The sequence below is a fragment of the Streptomyces winkii genome (genome assembly GCF_032248595.1).
GTDB classification, from domain to species: Bacteria; Actinomycetota; Actinomycetes; order Streptomycetales; family Streptomycetaceae; genus Streptomyces; species Streptomyces winkii.
The window spans coordinates 287,712-304,543 of sequence record NZ_JASTTH010000002.1 but is presented as its reverse complement, the minus strand read 5'-3'; the positions used below and the strand labels follow the sequence as shown (position 1 = coordinate 304,543).

The following is a 16,832-nucleotide window of genomic DNA, read 5'->3' as shown; positions in this document are numbered from 1 at the left end:
CGACATGACCGGAGAGTGGCTGCGCGCACCCGAGGCCAGGCGAGGCCTCGATCTGCACCCGGGCGCCTGGTGGCTGTGGGCGCTGGGGCTGGCGACCGCCGCGTCCCGCACCACGAACCCGCTGCTGCTGATGCTGCTCTGCGCCGTCGCCGGTTACGTCGTCGCCGCGCGCCGTACGAACGCCCCCTGGGCGCGCTCGTACGGGGTGTTCCTGAAGCTCGGGCTCGCGGTGCTCGTCATCCGGCTCTTCTTCGCCTTCCTCCTCGGCTCGCCCGTCCCCGGCAGCCATGTGCTCGTGACGCTCCCCGAACTGCCGCTGCCCGCTTGGGCGAAGGGTGTGCGCGTCGGTGGCCGCGTCACCGCCGAGGGGCTGGTGTTCGCGCTGTACGACGGGATGAAGCTGGCGACGCTGCTGGTGTGCGTCGGCGCCGCCAACGCCCTCGCGAACCCCGCGCGGCTGCTGAAGTCCCTTCCGGGGGCGCTCTACGAGGCGGGCGTGGCCGTCGTCGTCGCGATGACGTTCGCGCCGAACCTGGTCGCGGACGTACGGCGGCTGCGCGCCGCACGCCGGCTGCGCGGCCGTGCCGACAAGGGGCTGCGGTCCGTGCTCCAGGTCGGACTGCCGGTGCTGGAGGGGGCGTTGGAGCGTTCGGTGGCGCTGGCCGCCGCGATGGACGCGCGCGGTTACGGGCGCAGCGCCGCGGTGCCGCGCGGCGTGCGCCGTACCACGGCGGTGCTCACGCTCGGCGGGCTGCTGGGCGTGTGCGCCGGTTCGTACGCGCTGCTGGCGGCGCAGGGCGGGCAGTACGGGCTGCCGGTGCTGCTCGCGGGCGGGGCGCTGGCGCTCGCCGGGCTGCGGCTGGGCGGGCGCCGTGCCGTCCGTACCCGCTACCGGCCCGAACTCTTCGGCGCACGGGCCTGGTTGACGGCCCTGTCGGGTGCGGCGGCCGGGGCGCTGATGGTGGCGGCGGGCAGTGCGTTCCCGGAGGCGCTGAATCCGCCGGCGGTGCCGCTGAGCGCGCCGGAGCTTCCGCTGTGGCCCGCGGCAGGGCTCCTCGTGGGCCTGCTGCCCGCGTACGTCGCCCCGGTTCCGACGGCGTCCCGGGCGGGGAGTCCGGTCCCGGAGTCCTCCGCAGGCAAGGAGCCAGCACAGTGATCCGCTTCGAGCAGGTCTCGGTCCGCTACGACGGCACGACCCGACTCGCCCTGCGCGGCGTGGACTTGGAGGTCCCCGAGGGCGAACTGTGCCTGCTCGTCGGCCCGTCGGGCGTCGGCAAGTCCACGCTGCTGGGCACCGTCTCCGGGCTCGTGCCGCACTTCACGGGCGGCACCCTGCACGGCCGCGTCACGGTCGCCGGGCGCGACACCCGCACGCACAAGCCGCGTGAACTGGCCGACGTCGTCGGCACGGTGGGCCAGGACCCACTCGCGCACTTCGTCACCGACACCGTGGAGGACGAACTCGCCTACGGAATGGAGTCGTTGGGCCTGCCCCCGGCCACGATGCGCCGCCGCGTCGAGGAGACCCTCGACCTCCTCGGCCTCAACGAGCTGCGCGACCGCCCCATCGCGACCCTGTCGGGAGGCCAGCAGCAGCGCGTCGCGATCGGCTCCGTACTCACGCCGCATCCGCGCGTACTCGTCCTCGACGAGCCGACGTCGGCGCTGGATCCGGCCGCGGCGGAGGAGGTGCTCGCCGTCCTCCAGCGCCTCGTCCACGATCTCGGAACGACGGTGCTGATGGCCGAGCACCGTCTGGAGCGCGTGGTGCACTACGCGGACCAGGTACTGCTGCTGCCCGCCCCCGGCGCACCGGCCCAACTGGGCGCCCCTGCCGCACTGATGGCGGTCTCCCCGGTCCAGCCCCCGGTCGTCGCGCTGGGCCGCCTGGCGGGCTGGTCCCCACTGCCGCTCTCGGTACGGGACGCGCGCCGCGCGGCGGGACCGCTGCGGGCGAGGCTCGCGGAGGCGCGCGGGGCCGGAGACGGCCCCGAGGAACGAGACAGACCGGAGGGGCCGGACCGCCCGGCAGGGCAGGCAGGCACCGACACTGAACGCGGGGCGGACCCGGCAGACGCCGAACACCCGGACCGCGCCGAGGTCGGGGACGGCGCCGCATCCGCAACCCGCGAGCCCCGACACCCCAGCCGGAGCGGGCCGTTGAGCCGGCTCCGGGCACGCATGCGCATTCCCGTACCGCCGCGGACCCCCGCGGCACCGCGGACCCCCGTACCTGCGCGGACTCCCGAACCGCCGCGGAGGCGACCCGCACGTCCCGCCGCCGGTCCGTCCGCGGAGATCTCCCGGCTCACCCTCCGCCGGGGCGACGTCACCGCGCTCCACGGCGTGGATCTCACCCTCCGTCCCGGAGAGACCGTCGCTGTGATGGGCCGCAACGGAGCAGGGAAGTCAACCCTGTTGGGCACGCTCATGGGCGTCCACGTGCCGACGTCGGGGTCGGTGACGGTCGGCGGGCAGGAGCGCCTCGTCCCGTCCCGTACGCATCCCCGGCAACTCCTGCGCCACGCGGGCCTCGTACCGCAGGAGCCTCGCGACCTGCTCTACGCGGACACGGTCGCCGCCGAGTGCGCGGCGGCGGACGGCGACGCCGGAACCGACGCGGACACCTGCCGCGCCCTGGTCGCGGAGCTGCTGCCCGGAGTCGACGGCGGCACGCACCCGCGCGACCTGTCGGAGGGCCAGCGTCTCGTGCTCGCCCTCGCCGTCGTGCTCACCGCCCGTCCGGAGCTGATCCTGCTGGACGAGCCGACCCGCGGCCTGGACTACGCCGCCAAGTCCCGCCTCGTCGGCATCCTGCGCACCCTCGCGGGCGAGGGGCACGCGATCGTACTGGCAACGCACGACGTCGAGTTGGCAGCGGAGGTCGCACACCGCGTGGTGATACTGGCGCAGGGAGAGATCGTCGCGGACGGCCCGACGGCCGAGGTGGTCACCTCCTCCCCCGCGTATCAGCCGCAGGTCGCCAAGGTGCTGGCCCCGGCACGGTGGCTCACCGTCCCCCAGGTCCGCGCCGCGCTCGGCGCCCCCGAAGGGACCGCCGAGTGAACACCCGCAGACCCCGCCACACTTCCCGCGGATATCCGGAATACCGCGCTCCCCGCGCCCTCCGCCTCGGCCCGCGCTCCGTCGCGGCGCTGGCGCTGACGAGCGCCACCGGCGTCGTCGCCTTCGGCTGGCCGCTCCTCGCCGACTCCGCCTCGGGGCTGGCGCATTCACGTGACGCGCCGTGGCTCTTCTCCGCGCTGCTGCCGCTGCTGCTGGCCGTCGTCGTCGCGACGATCGCCGACACCGGCATGGACGCGAAGGCCGTGGCGATGCTCGGCGTACTGGCCGCGGCGGGTGCGGCGCTGCGGCCGCTGGGCGCGGGAACGGCGGGCCTGGAGCCGATGTTCTTCCTGATCGTGCTCTCGGGACGGGCCCTCGGTCCCGGCTTCGGCTTCGTGCTGGGCGCCCTCTCGATGTTCGCCGGGGCGCTGCTCACCGGCGGCGCCGGGCCGTGGATGCCGTTCCAGATGCTCACCATGGGCTGGGTCGCCATGGGCGCTGGGCTGCTGCCCGGTGCCGAACGGCTGCGGGGCAGACGGGAGTTGCTGCTGCTCGCCCTCTACGGCGCGGCCTCGGCGCTGCTGTACGGGCTGGTGATGAACCTCCAGGGCTGGCCGTACATCGCCGGCCTCGGCTCGGGCATCTCCTTCGTCCCCGGCGACCCGCTGCCGGAGAACCTCACGCGCTTCGTCACGTACGTACTGGCCACGTCCCTCGGCTGGGACATCCCCCGGGCGACCCTCACGGTCGTCCTGATCCTCACCCTCGGTGCCCCGGTCCTGCGCGCCCTGCGCCGAGCCACCCGCCGCGCGTCCTTCGACGCCGAGGCTGCCTTCGTCGCCGCGGCAACGCACGCGGCCCCGTCCGCACCCCGGCCGGAGCACGGACGACCGGAGCACGGACGGCCGGAAGCGGTGCGGCAGGATGTGGAGCATGAGCGTCGTGAAGATCAACGTGCTGAACGTCCCGGCTGAGCAGCGGGAGACCCTCGAAAAGCGCTTCGCCTCCCGCGCGGGCGCCGTGGAGGGCTCGGACGGCTTCGAGTGGTTCGAGCTCCTCCGCCCCGTCGAGGGCACCGACAACTACCTGGTGTACACGCGGTGGCGTGACGAGGAGTCCTTCCAGGCATGGATGGAGGGCCCGATGAGGTCGTCCCACCAGGGCGGCGCCGACCGCCCCAGGCCCGTCTCCGACAGCTCCGGCGTCTGGACCTTCGAGGTCGTCCAGCAGGCCGCCCCGAAGGGCGATCAGCACGGCGGCGATTGAGGATGCCCGGCCACGGCGCCGAGCCCCCGCCGACGACCGCCGTGACCCGAATGACGCCAACTGGCGATGTCCCATGACCGCCTGACACATCCGCGCACCGCCGCACGCGACCATCCGAGCATGTCGGACATGACTGGTGAAGCGAAGGCGGCGAGGGAGTGCTCGGTATGCGCCATGTTGCTCGGGCTGGTGGAGAAGGCCGCCAGGGAGTACGACCGGAGCGCGGAGACCGACGCACGGGTGAGGCTGCGCAGGCACGCGCGGGCGGAGCACGGACGGGAGCTTCCGCTTCCGTGGTGACGTCCGTGGCGAACCCGCCGCCGTGCCCGTTCCCGTGCGAGGTCTGCCGTCGTAAGGGGCGCCAGTGAGGCGGCGCGGACCCGGCTCCGGCCGGCCGCGGGCCGGAGCCGCCCGATCGCACCACCCGGCCGTACGCCGCACATAGGATCATCCGGGGCACAGAGGGGGAGCCACGGATGGACCGGAACATTCGCAGCGTCGAGGACGTACTCAGGCTGCTGGACGGCCTGTTCGAGCCGGACGCGGACCGCTGGACGGACGGTGCGTCCTCCTGGTGGGACGACTTCTACACGGACCGCTCGAAGCCGGTCCCGTTCTTCAGGGCCCGGCCCGACGAGAACCTCGTCTCGTACGTCGATCGCGGTCTCATCACCCCGGGCCGCGCCCTCGACCTGGGCTGCGGCCCCGGACGCAACGCGCTCCATCTCGCCGCGCTGGGCTTCGAGGTGGACGCCGTCGATCTCTCGCCGACCGCGATCGCCTGGGCCGAGGACCGCGCGCGAGGCGGGCGCGGAGGTGCGCTTCCACTGCGGTGACGCGTTCGCGCTCTCCGCGGGGTCCGGGCGGTGTGAATCCGGCGAATCCGGCGACCGGTCATCCGGCGCGACCGGGCACGGTTCCGGGGCCGGAACGGGCGGCGCGCTCGGCGGCCCGTACGACCTGATCTACGACTCCGGCTGCTTCCACCATCTGCCGCCGCACCGCCGCATCAGCTATCTCGCGCTGCTCGACCGCGTCCTCGCACCCGGCGGCCACCTCGGCATGACCTGCTTCGCGTCCGGTGAGATGGGGTCCGAGATCGCGGACGCGGAGCTGTACCGCCGGGCCCGGCTCGACGGCGGTCTCGCCTACAGCGCGCAGTCCCTGCGCTGGATCTTCTCCGGTCTGACGGAGATCGAGCTGCGCCGCATGCGCGACGAGCCGCCGGAGTCCCCGTACTTCGGCGAACCCTTCCTCTGGACCGCGCTGTTCCGCCGCGAGCGCGACGCCGATCAGAACGCCGAGCAGGACGCCGATCAGAACGCCTGAGGCCGGCCCGACCTCGGCCTCAGGCGGTGAAGTGGAGGCGGACGCCGCCGTCCGGCTGCGGCTCGGCCGTGAGCCGGGTCAGGTCGGCGATATGGACGGTCGGCTCGTGCGCCGCCGCACGCGCCCCCACACCCACGACCCGCATGCCCGCCGCCCTTGCCGCCGTGATGCCCGCACCGGAGTCCTCGAAGGCCACGCACTCCTCCGGCGGGAGGCCGAGTTCGGCCGCGCCCTTGAGGAAACCCTCCGGGTCCGGCTTGCTCGCGCTCACGTGCTCGGCGGTGATGCGCACGTCCGGCATCCGTACGCCCGCCGCGCGCATGCGCGCCGTCGCCAGGCCGATGTCCGCGGACGTGACGAGCGCATGCGGCACGCGCACGACGGATGCCATGAAGACGAGAGCTCCGGGGACCGGCACGATGCCGTCCAGTTCGCGCGTCTCGCGGGCCAGGAGCTCCTCGTTCTCCGCGTGGTTGACCTCCATGGGGCGGTCGGGGAAGACGTCGGCCATCGTCATATGGCCCTGCCGCCCGTGCGAGATGCGCAGCACCATCTCCGGGTCGACGCCCTTCGCGGCGGCCCAGTCGCGCCAGACCCGTTCGACGACGGCGTCGGAGTTCACCAGGGTGCCGTCCATGTCGAGCAGCAGTCCGCGGGCGGTGAGAGGCGGTTGCGGTGTCGGCATGGTGCGGGGCTCCCTCGCGTGTGTACGGAGACAGAACCAAGGTGGTTCCGCCCGCCGGTCAGGGGACCCGCGGGCCAGGCAGCCTGGCGCAGGGGGAACGGGCGGAACCACTTTGTTTCATCACGATACAAAGAGAGCGCCGCGAGCGCCAGCCCAGACCGTCCGCGCGAGGTCGTCCGCACGAGGTCATCCCTATGAGGTCGTCCGCGCGAGGTCGTCCCTACGAGATCGTCCGCGCGAGGTCGTCAGTGCGAGTCCGCGGGGCCGCGGGGTCGCGGGGCCGCCGGCGCGCAGGACCCCGGTCCGGTGGACCGGGGTCGCGAGGTCGCCGAGCCGCGAACTCCGGCTCGCAAGCCTTGAGTTCGCGAGTCCGGCCTTCGCAAGTCCGGGGTTCGCGAGTCCGGGGTTCGCGCCGCCGGACATCCGGGCGCGCGGGAAGGCCGCCCGGACGCGCCCCCGTGGGCACGCTCAGCCCGAGGTCTCGGACTCCAGGGCGCGGCGGGTGTTGGGCCCGTACTCGCCGAAGTCGTCCCCGCGCACGTTGTTCTGCGCCTGGTAACGGGTCACCGCCTGCTGGACCTGCTGCGAGTAGACGCCGTCCTCGGCCGCGTCCTCGTCGAGCGCGCCGACCTGCTTGAGGCGCCGCTGCAACTCGGCGACCTCGGGGCCGCTGTCGCCACGACGGAGCGTCTCGCCGCCGGGCTGTGTCGACTCCTGCGGGGGACGGGGGCGGTGCCCGTCGCCGTTGCCTCCGCCACGGCCCGGGTCGCGGCCCTGGCTTTCCGAACCGCTCGGGGTGCCGGGCTCCGTGGAGGGGGACGTGGGTTCCGGGGCGGGAGCCTCGCCGGTGTGCCTGCCGCTGTCCCGGTCGGCCCGGGTACCGGCGGAGCCGTTGCGCGAAGTCGGCTCCCCGGAGGGCTTCTTGTCGCCCTTGTGCTCCTGCGTACGGGTCGGGTCCTCCGTCGGGCCGCCGCTGATGTCCGGAAGGGCGGTGTCGTCGGTGCTCAGGCCGCGGTCGTCGCCCGCGCCGCCGTCGGCGAGCGACTGCGCCGTCAGCAGCCCGGCGCCGAGCGCGGCGACGACGCCTGCCGCCGCGATGACGGCCTTGGCCGGCTTGCGGCGCCTGCCCGCACCCGCGCCCTCGTCGCGTCCGTAGGCGTACGAGCCCCTCCCCTTCCTGCGACGATGGCCGCCGCCGCGCGAGACGGGCCGGACCTCCAGGTCCCCTTCGTAGCCGTCGGCGTAGGGGTGGCCGTAGGCGTGCGCGTGGTCGTAGTCGTAGGCGTGGGCGTCAGCGGCCGCAGCAGGAGCGGCGGCAGGCGTCGCGGTCAACTCGTCCGCGCCATACGTCTCTTGTCCGTACGGGCGCAGCACGGGAAGCTCGGCGGTCTCCGCCTGACCGCAGCGGGCGAACGGTTCGAGGTCGGGCGTCCGCGTCCCCTCGTCCTCGGGTTCCGGGAGGTCGACGTACGGGCGTATGTGCATCGGGTCGACGTGCTCAGCCGCGAACGGGCCTACGCAGCCACAGAACTTCCCCCCGTCGACGGTCAACTCCGCACCGCACTCCGGGCAGCATCTATGCGCCGTCATCCCGGCCCCTCCCCTGGGTCTTGCCGCCGCGCCCTTTACGCGGCGACGCCACCCGAATCGCCAGTGACTGTCCAGCCGTGCACCTTACGTGGTCCGTAGCCCGCTGGGGCCTCCGCGGTCCGAAATGACATGCCTAGGGTGACGAGGGTCATTCCGAACACCTTCCGCCGTCACTTCGCGTGCTCCGAACGGCTCCTGCTCGTCACTTCACGTGCACGCCGCCCGGACGGTGGGCGGTTGGCGCCCGGCAGTCCACAACCACCGGTTGGCAGCTGGCAGTCGGCGGCGAGAAAGAGGACGAAAAAGGCGCGAAAGAGGCAGGGAAGAGACGGGAAATCGCCCCGGTCCCGGCTCACCCCACCGCGGCCTCGTACAGGCTGAACGCCGCGAGACCCACCATGAGCAGCGCCGCGACCCGGGTGATCAGCCGAAGCGGTACGAAGCGCATGAGCGCACGTCCACCCAGAATTCCGATGGCCGCCACCGACCACAGCGCGAGCACCGCACCGAGACCCACCGAGAGCGGATCGTCGTACCGTGCCGCGAGGTTGGCGGTCATGATCTGGGTCAGGTCCCCGAACTCCGCGACCAGGATGAGCATGAAGCCGCTGGACGCCACCTTCCAGAAGGACTGGGCGGCCGGCTTCCTCGACTTCCCCTTCTCGCCTTGTCCACCGCCTTGTTCCCCGTCGTCCTCCCCGCCTTCCTCCCCATCGTCCTCCTCGTCGTCCTTCTCGTCGTCCTTCTTGAACAGCAGTACGGCGGCGCCCGCGAGGAACAGCACGCCGACCACGGCCTGGACGAGGCGGTGCGGAAGCAGCGTCAGCACGCTTCCCGCGGCGACGGCGAGGATGACGTGCAGGACGAAGGCGGCGGCGACGCCCGCGAAGACGTACGAGGCGCGGTAACGGGTGCCGAGCACCAGCCCGGCCAGGGCTGTCTTGTCGGGCAGTTCGGCGAGGAAGACGACGCCGAAGACGACGGCTGCGACGGAGATGCTGAACACTGAACGGGCCTCCGGGAGGGCTGCCGCACCGGCGCGGAGCACGCTTCGGCACGGCAGCGTCGTACAGACATGACGGACACTGCTCGGCCGAAGGTCTCGCTGGCGCCGCAGACCCGAACCGGCCGCGCACTGCTGCCTGTTCGGGGTGCCGCGCTCCGGGCGCCGGGGCGGACCGCACGGCCTCGGCGCACCGCGAACGGCGGTGGCCGCAGACCGGAGGCCGCCCAGTATGTCGACGGTCCGGCGAAGAGCTACTCCCCTTCTGCTGGGAGCAAGGCTATGCGATGCATCCGCCCGAGCGCGATCAGCTCCAGCACAGCCGCCACCGCGATCACCTGGACCAACAGCAGCGTGACGAGCACGAACAGCTGCACCGCGCCCGCCATCACCGGCGAGGCCCCGCCCAGCAGCATCCCGACGAAGGCACCGGGAAGTGTGACGAGACCCACTGTCCGCGTCTGGTCCAGCCCGGGCAGCAGGGCCCCGGCGGCGGCACGGCGCGCGATCTCCAACCGGGCCTCGCGCAGCGGCAGCCCGATCGCAAGCGCCGCCTCCACCTCTCCGTGGCGGGTCTCCAGCTCCTCCATCGCACGCCGTCCCGCGAGGACGGTCGCCGTGAGCGCGCCGCCGGTGAGAATGCCCGCGATCGGTATCAGGACGACACCGCGCAGCGGCACGAGCCCCGTGAGCAGCAGCAGCGCCAGTACGGGCAGCACGCCCGCGCCGATGGGCGCGGCCGCCCACCACCAGGTGGCGTTGGTGGTTATCCGGCGCCCGGCGGTGCGCACCGCCACCGCGAACATGAGCGCGACGAAGGCCAGCAGCGACGGCACGGCGCCGACGACCCAGCCGATCGCCACCGAGACGGCGGCGAGCTGAACGGCCGCCCGCAGCCCGGCGGTCAGGATCGCGTGGGCGTAGGGACGGCCGTCGTCGCGGGCGAGGCGCGCGAGTGCGGCTATGGCGACGGCGGCGAGGAGCAGGGCGGTCAGGACCACGCAGAGTGTCCGGTTGACCGGGAGGAGGGCTTGTGAGGCGAGAAGCATGGGAACCCCCGGGCGTACTGCCCCGGAAGGGGCTCGTGCGGTGGGACGGAAGAGAGGGGCGGGTAAGGAGAGACGGAAGCGCGGAGGCACGGGGACGAGGGGAAAAGGCCGCGGTCAGAGGGGAGTTGTGACCGAGGTCTTGATGTGACGTGAACACGTCGTCACGCTGTTACCTGACGCCTGCCTCGCGGCAACGTGTCATCGGCACCATCAGTTCACACGAGGCCTACACCTCGCAATATCCCCCCACACCGAGGGAGTTCGTATGCAGAAGCGCATACGCACCGAGCTCTACGCGCGTCGCCGCAAGTCGGTCATTACCGCCGCAATCGCCGCACCCTGCGCGGGGCTGCTGCTGTTCACGACCGGCATCGGCACCGCGCAGGCCGAACCGCCCGCGCCCCCCAGCGCCTCCGAGGCGAAGACCATGCTGGACGGGCTGAAGGAGCAGGCAGAGGGCTCCATGGACGGCTATGACCGCGAGAAGTTCCCGCACTGGATCGACCAGGGCGACGGATGCGACACGCGCGAAGCCGTTCTCAAGCGGGACGGCGAGGGTGTGGAGACGGGGAGCGACTGCTACCCGACGAGCGGGACCTGGACCAGCCCGTACGACGGCGGGAAGTGGACCGACCCCTCGGATGTGGACATCGACCACATGGTGCCGCTCGCCGAGGCATGGACCTCGGGTGCCAGCGACTGGACGCAGGACAAGCGCCAGGAGCTCGCCAACGACTTGAAGATCTCGCAGCTGCTCGCGGTCACGGACAACGTGAACCAGTCGAAGAGCGACCAGGACCCGGCGGAGTGGATGCCCCCGGAGACCGGCTTCCACTGCACCTACGCCCGGATGTGGATCTGGGTGAAGGACACGTACGGCCTGACCGCCGACTCCGCCGAGAAGAGCGCGCTGAGCGAGGCGCTCGGCACCTGCTGACCCGTCGCCGATACCGGCCGCACCGGATTCGGGATGCCGGAGCGCCGGAGACCGGCTCCCCGGACCCCCGGGCCCCGGGGAGCCGACCGCCGCTCACGATGTAGAGCACTGCTCCGGAATGCACCCTTCCAAGCGGGAAGGGGATCAGGGCAATCCCGGAGCAGTGCTCTCTGCCTTCGGTCGCGCGCACCCGCCCCTGCCGATCGCCTCGCTCGTGCGCGACGTGAGCAGCGCTCTCGGTTTGCCGGTGTGAGCAGTGCTCGCGACGTGAGCAGTGCTCTCGTAAGCAGCGCGCGAGAGCAGCGCTCTCGCCACGGAGCACCCCTCCCACCCCTGAACTGGTGCCGGCCTTGCGAACACCGCACCGCCCCGTGAGCACCGCTCTCGCCCCGGAGCACCCCTCCCGAAAGCCGAGCCCCGAACCCCCTGAAGCCCAGCCCCCCGGCCGCCCTCCGGCTAGCACGCGAGCACCACTCTCGGCACAGTCCGCGCAGGAAACTCGCCGATTGCCCTGGTCGTTCCGTACCGTGCGGGGCGACGGAGGGAGAACTTCCATGGGCAGGCTGCGTCTCGGACCGCTGCTGCGTTACGTCGACGAGGACACGGCGACGATCTGGATAGAGACCGACGGGCCTTGCGAGGCCGAGGTCCGCTGCTCCCCCGGGAGCGCCGGCGGCAGCGCCCGCACGTGGCAGGTCGCGGGCCACCACTACGCGCTGATCACCGTCGTCGGCCTCGAACCCGGCACCGAGACCGCCTACAGCCTCCTCCTCGACGGCACCGAGGTCTGGCCGCGCCCCGGCTCCTCCCTCCCCCCGAGCACCATCCGCACGCCCGCCCCCGTCACGGACAGCGTCGACGTCGCCTTCGGCTCGTGCCGCTGGGCCGCCCGCCCCTCCGCCAGCTCCCACGACCCCGTCGGCCCCGACGCCCTTGACGCCCTCGCCCAGCGCGCCATCGCCGGAGGCGAGCGCCCGGACGTGCTCCTGCTCCTCGGCGACCAGGTCTACGCGGACGAGACCTCCGAGGCCGTACGGGAGAAGCTCGCCGCACGGCGCGACGTATCCAAGGCACCGTGGAGCCAGGTCGCGGACTTCGACGAGTACACGCTCCTCTACGACGAGTCCTGGACGGACCCGGAGGTGCGATGGCTGCTCTCGACCGTCCCCAGCTGCATGATCTTCGACGACCACGACGTGATCGACGACTGGAACACCAGTGAGTCGTGGCGCACCGAGATGCGCGCGACGGGCTGGTGGCGCGAACGGATACTGAGCGGGCTGGCGTCGTACTGGGTCTACCAGCACCTGGGCAATCTCTCGCCCGGCGAGCTCGCGGAGGACCCGGTCTTCGCCGCCGTACGAGAGGCCGGGGACGGCACGGAGGTGCTCCGCGAGTTCGCGGAGCACGCCGACACCCAGCCGGACGCCGTCCGCTGGAGCTACCGTCGCGACTTCGGCCGGGTGCGCATGCTGATGGTCGACACACGTGCCGCCCGCGTGCTGGACGAGCAGCGGCGCGCGATGCTCGGCAAGCAGGAGATGGCATGGCTGCGCGAGCAGATGCTGACGGGAACGGATCCCGACGAAGGGCTGTACACGGACGCGGGCCGCCCGCAGGGGCCGTACGCCGACGAGGGCCCGCACCCGAACCCGGACCACGCGCGGCCCGGGACCCCTGACCCCGGCGGGCGCGGCGGCTACGACCATCTCCTCCTCGGCACGTCCCTGCCGTGGCTGCTGCCGCCCGCGATCCACGACGCCGAGGCGTGGAACGCCGCCCTCTGCCGCGGCGTGCGCGGCGACCGCTGGTCGCGCCTCGGCGAACGGATGCGGCGCGCCGCCGACTTGGAGCACTGGGCCGCCTATCCACGCTCGTTCGACGCGCTGAGCGGACTTCTCGAAGAGGTCGCGGGCGCGCGCGGAGCGCCCGCCTCGGTGTGCGTCCTGTCGGGGGACGTGCATCACGCGTACATCGCCGAACCCCGCTTCGACCGCCCCGTCAACTCCCGCGTGGTGCAACTGACCTGCTCCCCCATGCACAACAGCGTTCCGGCGGTGCTGCGCGCGGGCTTCCGCTTCGGCTGGAGCCGCGCCGGGCGCGGCCTGGGACGGGTGCTGGCCCGCCACGGACGTACGGGCCGTCCGATCGTCCAGTGGCGCCGCTCCGGCGGCCCCTGGTTCGGGAACCAGCTCATGACGCTGCGGCTGCGCGGCCGTTCGGCGGAGCTGACGCTGGAGCAGGCCCGAGCGGTCCCCGAGGGGGCGAACAGCCCGGGCGGCGTACCCGGCGCGGGCCGCGGCATCCGCTCCCGTCTGGAACAGGTGCTCCACCGGGAACTCGTCCCGGCCCAGTCCCCTCCTCCGGCGGCCTCCAACGATCCCCAGCCCACCGGAAGTTGATCTTCCAGGCGAACCGGCCCGCGTCGTGCCGCAACGAGCCACCCCGGGCCACGAAGATCCGTTACCGCCCTGAAACCGGACCGAGATCGATCCCGCACGTCCCAGCCGTCCCCGCCGTCACCCACGGGCGTACGCTGGAGCGACTCTTGACTTAACGACACTCATACTGGCGCGAAACACACGGGGCGACGCAGCGACCGGGGAAGGTACGGGGAACGGTGCTGGAGATCCTGGGGTCTGTGACCGGATCCCCATGGCTGTACGGGATGATCGCGGCCTCCGTCCTGATGGACGTCTTCGTTCCCCTGCTGCCGAGCGGCGTCCTCGTCGTCGCCGCCGGGACGGCCGTGGCGGGCACCACCGCCGCCGACGCCGCCGGACTCCCCGCCCACGCACGGCGCGCCGCCGAGTCGGCCCACCTTCCCGAGATCGTCGCGCTGGTGCTGTGCGCGGCCACCGCCTCGGTGCTCGGCGACCTCGTCGCGTACCGCATGGCCAGACGCGGCGGCCACCGCTTCGACCGCGCCCTCTCCCGCTCGCGCCGTCTGACGCTGGCTCAGGAGAAGCTCGGCCAGGCGCTCGCGGGCGGCGGGGGCGCACTGGTGGTGCTGGCGCGGTTCGCACCCGCCGGGCGCTCCCTGGTCAGCCTGACCGCGGGGGCGGCACACCGTCGGGCGAAGGAGTTCGTGCCGTGGTCGGCGCTGGCGGGCCTCACCTGGGCCGCGTACAGCGTGAGCCTCGGGTACTTCGGAGGGCGCTGGCTGGGAGCGACGTGGCTCGGCACGGCCGTCTCGGTGCTGGCGCTCTTCGCGTTCGGCGCGCTGGCGGCGTACACGCTGCGGCGCAAGGCGGACACGGACCCTCGTACCGACTGAGGCACGACGCGTATCGTCCAGGCATGGACACCACTGCCTCACCCCGCGTCCTCGTCATCGGGCTCGATCCGTACCGGGTGCCCGGGCCGTGGGATCCCGAGCCGGTAGCCAAGGCGATCGAGGCGGGAATGGCCAAGTTCGCCGAACACGGCGTGGGCGCCGAGACCTGCCTGATCGGCCTCGACGGGAGTGACGACGTGGAAGCGCTCGTCGGGAATGCGCTGCGAGCCCATCCGTGGGAGTGCGTCACCATCGGCGGTGGCCTGCGGCACTCAGACGATCAGGTCGAACTCATGGAGCAAGTGATCAATCTGGTGCGGCGGCACGCACCGGATGCGGCCATCGCGTTCAACAGCACGCCGACCACGACGTACGAGGCCGCTGCCCGCTGGATCGAGTGACCTCAGCAAACGGCGCGGCTCGGGCGCCCTCCCGGATGATCTCGCCGACCAGAGCGGAGCCGTCGTCGGCGGTCGTGCCGACTGACACGCGTCCTGACTCGCGTACGTACCGGCTGACGCGTCCGGCGCTCAACGCCCGTGCTGCGCCAGCACCTTCGTGTACTCCCAGGCCTTCTGCCGCACGCCCGAGCACGAGTCCTCCGCCGGATACGGGCGTCCGCCGCAGGGCCGGTCGCGGTTGACGGACCAGAAGGCGATCCGGCCGAGCCCGTGCTTGCGCGCGTGCCCGGCGATGGTGCGGAAGTCCTCCACCGTGATCGTCTCCCCCTCTCCCGTGATCCCGTTCATCGAGGAGATGCCGCTGCGCTTGTACGCCTCGCGCTGCGTGTAGCCGTACGCGCTCACGAGCCTGTCCCGCAACCCGTCCACCGCGCGCGTGCTGATGCGCCCCATGTCCTCGCCCTTCGCGGACGGCACGAAGGAGAACGGCATGACGCTCCACACGTCCGGCTCCACACCCATCTCCGCGGCCCGGTCGATGAGCGAACTGTCCGGCCCCGAACGGTGACTCGGCAGCGTGACGTACGTGACCAGGCCCGGGTTGGCCTTCGCGACGCGGTCGAGCGCGCCGAGTGTCCTGCGCTGCGCCTCCGCGCTCCGGTAGGCGCTCATCTCGATGTCGACGTCGATCGCCTTGAGGCCGTACGCGTCGATCACCTTCTGGTACGCGGCCGCCAGCGACTCGGCGTCCGGGCAGCTCTCCTCCAGCTTGTGCCCGGATCCGCCGCCGAAGGACGGGACGACGTCGCCGCCCGCCTTCCGCACCGCCCGGACCGTACGGGCGTCGGCTCCGCCCGTCAGCGGCCGCTCGCCGTCCCAACGCGGCTCGCACGTACCCCTGCTGAGGATGAAGGCGAGCGAGAACCAGCGGACCCCGGACGCCTTCATCACCGTGGCCGGAGCGGGAGGATCTCCCCAGCCGAGCGACAGATACGGCGCGACGCCCATCGGGGCGGGCGGCAGCGGGGCGGATGCGGGGCGCGGGGCGGATGCGGGCTTCGGTGCGGCGGGAGCTGCCGTGCCCACCGCGGCCAGGGCCAGCACGAGGACGCCGCTCGCGCGGGCGAGGCCGGGACGGGCCCTGGAGCGGCCGGGCCGCGCGGCCACGAGCCGGCAGGTGCGGCGGCGGCCGTGGCATGTGAGGACGCGAAGGCGGGCGAGTGCTCTCATGCGGTCCCTCGTCTCTCGGCCGGCGGCCCCGTCATACGTCACGCGTCATAGGTCACGCGTCATACGTGACACGTCGTGCGTCATGACGAGGCCCGGGTCATGCCGAGATGGTGGACACGCCGCCCGCCCCCGTCCCGGCATCCGGGCCCCGGCGTGTCCTGCGCCCGTACGGACGCTCCCGCCGCGCGGTACGCAGCCCGACTCCCCCTGCCGTGCGGGGAGTTGAGGAACGCTCCGGTCACTCGCCGGGGGTCAGTCCCCGGGGCGGTCGATCTCCGAGAACCCCTCACTCTGCTCCCAGCGGAGGGAGTACAGACCGGAGTCGCTGTCGTAGAGGAAGACGACCCTGCTGCCGTCGTCGTTGATGGACGAGTCCTGCCAGCCGTCGAAGTCCTCGGTGACGTCGATGTCCCAGTCGGTCAGGTCGCCCGTGCCCACACCGGCCACCGACTCCGTCGGGGGCTCGCCGTCGTAGCAGTAGACGCCGAAGTCGGCGATGAGGGAGACCGTGCCCTCGCGCTCGGCGAGGTCGACGCCCTGGCAGAGGTCGGTCCTGGTCTTGTAGAGCGTCTTCCACTTGCTCCACGTCCCGCTTCCGGCGGCCCGGTGCCGCTCCTGCACGCCGGTGCCCTTCACCAGCCGCACATGGACCGTGCGGCCGTCGCTCAATTCGAGGGTCGACTCGTAGTCGTCGTCCACGGCATCGGCGGCCGGCTCATGCCGCACGTTCGCGTTCCGCGCGCCCGCCGCCTCCGCCGCGCCCGCCCGCACACCGTCGCCGGCGGAGACGCCCTGTGCCGTGCCGTACCCCGCCGCCAGTAAGCCGAGGGCGGCCAGCCCCGCGAGCCCCGCCCGGTGCGCCTTGCGAATTCCCACGCCCGTTCCCCTCTGATGGTCCCCGTCGGTCGGCCTCCACACCGCGGCGGAGACCTTCCGAAGACGCACCCCACGCCCTCCGCGGTTCCCTTCGACCCGTACGCCACGGGCACCAACACCCCG

At 72.7% G+C, this 16,832-nt stretch carries 15 protein-coding genes and 1 pseudogene; 10 read left to right on the top strand and 6 right to left on the bottom strand.

Annotated features, from left to right (window positions below; all coding sequences use genetic code 11):
* Positions 1-4 precede the first annotated feature (4 nt).
* The 6 genes and pseudogenes from QQM67_RS05705 (at position 5) to QQM67_RS05680 (ending at position 5,661) form a co-directional block, all read left to right on the top strand.
* Positions 5-1,156 (top strand): energy-coupling factor transporter transmembrane component T, encoded by a 1,152-nt coding sequence (locus QQM67_RS05705; protein WP_314172486.1) that lies wholly within the window; start codon positions 5-7, stop codon positions 1,154-1,156.
* Positions 1,153-3,066, top strand: coding sequence for an ABC transporter ATP-binding protein (locus QQM67_RS05700; protein ID WP_314172485.1), 1,914 nt, complete (start codon positions 1,153-1,155; stop codon positions 3,064-3,066). Before QQM67_RS05705 ends, QQM67_RS05700 begins: the two co-directional genes overlap by 4 nt.
* A complete protein-coding gene (locus QQM67_RS05695) occupies positions 3,063-4,040 on the top strand; it encodes an ECF transporter S component (RefSeq protein WP_314172484.1) in 978 nt (325 codons plus the stop codon). Before QQM67_RS05700 ends, QQM67_RS05695 begins: the two co-directional genes overlap by 4 nt.
* A complete protein-coding gene (locus tag QQM67_RS05690; protein WP_314172483.1) occupies positions 4,000-4,332 on the top strand; it encodes an antibiotic biosynthesis monooxygenase family protein in 333 nt (110 codons plus the stop codon). Before QQM67_RS05695 ends, QQM67_RS05690 begins: the two co-directional genes overlap by 41 nt.
* Before the next feature lie 120 nt (positions 4,333-4,452).
* Entirely contained in the window at positions 4,453-4,632 is a 180-nt protein-coding gene (locus QQM67_RS05685) for a hypothetical protein (RefSeq protein WP_314172482.1), read from the top strand.
* 176 nt (positions 4,633-4,808) lie between these two features.
* Positions 4,809-5,661 (top strand): annotated as a pseudogene (locus QQM67_RS05680) (class I SAM-dependent methyltransferase).
* A gap of 19 nt (positions 5,662-5,680) precedes the next feature.
* Here QQM67_RS05680 and QQM67_RS05675 read toward each other — a convergent pair.
* The 4 genes from QQM67_RS05675 to QQM67_RS05660 form a co-directional block, all read right to left on the bottom strand.
* A complete protein-coding gene (locus QQM67_RS05675; RefSeq protein WP_314172481.1) occupies positions 5,681-6,346 on the bottom strand; it encodes an HAD-IA family hydrolase in 666 nt (221 codons plus the stop codon).
* A 468-nt stretch (positions 6,347-6,814) separates the two neighbouring features.
* On the bottom strand, positions 6,815-7,936 hold the full coding sequence (locus tag QQM67_RS05670) for a peptidoglycan-binding domain-containing protein (RefSeq protein WP_314172480.1): 1,122 nt from the start codon (positions 7,934-7,936) through the stop codon (positions 6,815-6,817).
* 352 nt (positions 7,937-8,288) lie between these two features.
* The gene (locus QQM67_RS05665) at positions 8,289-8,942 is read right to left on the bottom strand and encodes a TMEM165/GDT1 family protein (protein WP_314172479.1); all 654 of its coding nucleotides are present in this window, start codon (positions 8,940-8,942) and stop codon (positions 8,289-8,291) included.
* A gap of 251 nt (positions 8,943-9,193) precedes the next feature.
* Entirely contained in the window at positions 9,194-9,988 is a 795-nt protein-coding gene (locus QQM67_RS05660) for an ABC transporter permease (protein WP_314172478.1), read from the bottom strand.
* A gap of 265 nt (positions 9,989-10,253) precedes the next feature.
* Between QQM67_RS05660 and QQM67_RS05655 the strand changes: the two genes are divergently transcribed.
* The 4 genes from QQM67_RS05655 (at position 10,254) to QQM67_RS05640 (ending at position 14,603) form a co-directional block, all read left to right on the top strand.
* A complete protein-coding gene (locus QQM67_RS05655) occupies positions 10,254-10,925 on the top strand; it encodes an HNH endonuclease family protein (protein ID WP_314172477.1) in 672 nt (223 codons plus the stop codon).
* Positions 10,926-11,479: 554 nt separating this feature from the next.
* A complete protein-coding gene (locus tag QQM67_RS05650; RefSeq protein WP_314172476.1) occupies positions 11,480-13,327 on the top strand; it encodes an alkaline phosphatase D family protein in 1,848 nt (615 codons plus the stop codon).
* A 218-nt stretch (positions 13,328-13,545) separates the two neighbouring features.
* Positions 13,546-14,202 carry a DedA family protein gene (locus QQM67_RS05645; RefSeq protein WP_314172475.1) on the top strand — a complete coding sequence of 219 codons (657 nt, stop codon included), beginning with the start codon at positions 13,546-13,548 and terminating at the stop codon, positions 14,200-14,202.
* Between the two features lie 23 nt (positions 14,203-14,225).
* Positions 14,226-14,603, top strand: coding sequence for a hypothetical protein (locus QQM67_RS05640; RefSeq protein WP_314172474.1), 378 nt, complete (start codon positions 14,226-14,228; stop codon positions 14,601-14,603).
* A 129-nt stretch (positions 14,604-14,732) separates the two neighbouring features.
* Here the strand turns inward: QQM67_RS05640 and QQM67_RS05635 are convergent, their stop codons facing one another.
* Both QQM67_RS05635 and QQM67_RS05630 read right to left on the bottom strand, forming a co-directional pair.
* A complete protein-coding gene (locus tag QQM67_RS05635; protein ID WP_314172473.1) occupies positions 14,733-15,833 on the bottom strand; it encodes a chitinase in 1,101 nt (366 codons plus the stop codon).
* A gap of 252 nt (positions 15,834-16,085) precedes the next feature.
* Entirely contained in the window at positions 16,086-16,709 is a 624-nt protein-coding gene (locus QQM67_RS05630) for a hypothetical protein (protein WP_314172472.1), read from the bottom strand.
* Between the last annotated feature and the right edge of the window lie 123 nt (positions 16,710-16,832).

Bases quoted from the DNA above. Each gene is read 5' to 3' on its own strand.
- QQM67_RS05705 (WP_314172486.1), top strand. From the start codon at position 5: ATGACCGGAGAGTGGCTGCGCGCACCCGAGGCCAGGCGAGGCCTCGAT.
- QQM67_RS05690 (WP_314172483.1), top strand. From the start codon at position 4,000: ATGAGCGTCGTGAAGATCAACGTGCTGAACGTCCCGGCTGAGCAGCGG.
- QQM67_RS05685 (WP_314172482.1), top strand. From the start codon at position 4,453: ATGTCGGACATGACTGGTGAAGCGAAGGCGGCGAGGGAGTGCTCGGTA.
- QQM67_RS05675 (WP_314172481.1), bottom strand. From the start codon at position 6,346: ATGCCGACACCGCAACCGCCTCTCACCGCCCGCGGACTGCTGCTCGAC.
- QQM67_RS05670 (WP_314172480.1), bottom strand. From the start codon at position 7,936: ATGACGGCGCATAGATGCTGCCCGGAGTGCGGTGCGGAGTTGACCGTC.
- QQM67_RS05660 (WP_314172478.1), bottom strand. From the start codon at position 9,988: ATGCTTCTCGCCTCACAAGCCCTCCTCCCGGTCAACCGGACACTCTGC.
- QQM67_RS05655 (WP_314172477.1), top strand. From the start codon at position 10,254: ATGCAGAAGCGCATACGCACCGAGCTCTACGCGCGTCGCCGCAAGTCG.
- QQM67_RS05650 (WP_314172476.1), top strand. From the start codon at position 11,480: ATGGGCAGGCTGCGTCTCGGACCGCTGCTGCGTTACGTCGACGAGGAC.
- QQM67_RS05640 (WP_314172474.1), top strand. From the start codon at position 14,226: ATGGACACCACTGCCTCACCCCGCGTCCTCGTCATCGGGCTCGATCCG.
- QQM67_RS05635 (WP_314172473.1), bottom strand. From the start codon at position 15,833: ATGAGAGCACTCGCCCGCCTTCGCGTCCTCACATGCCACGGCCGCCGC.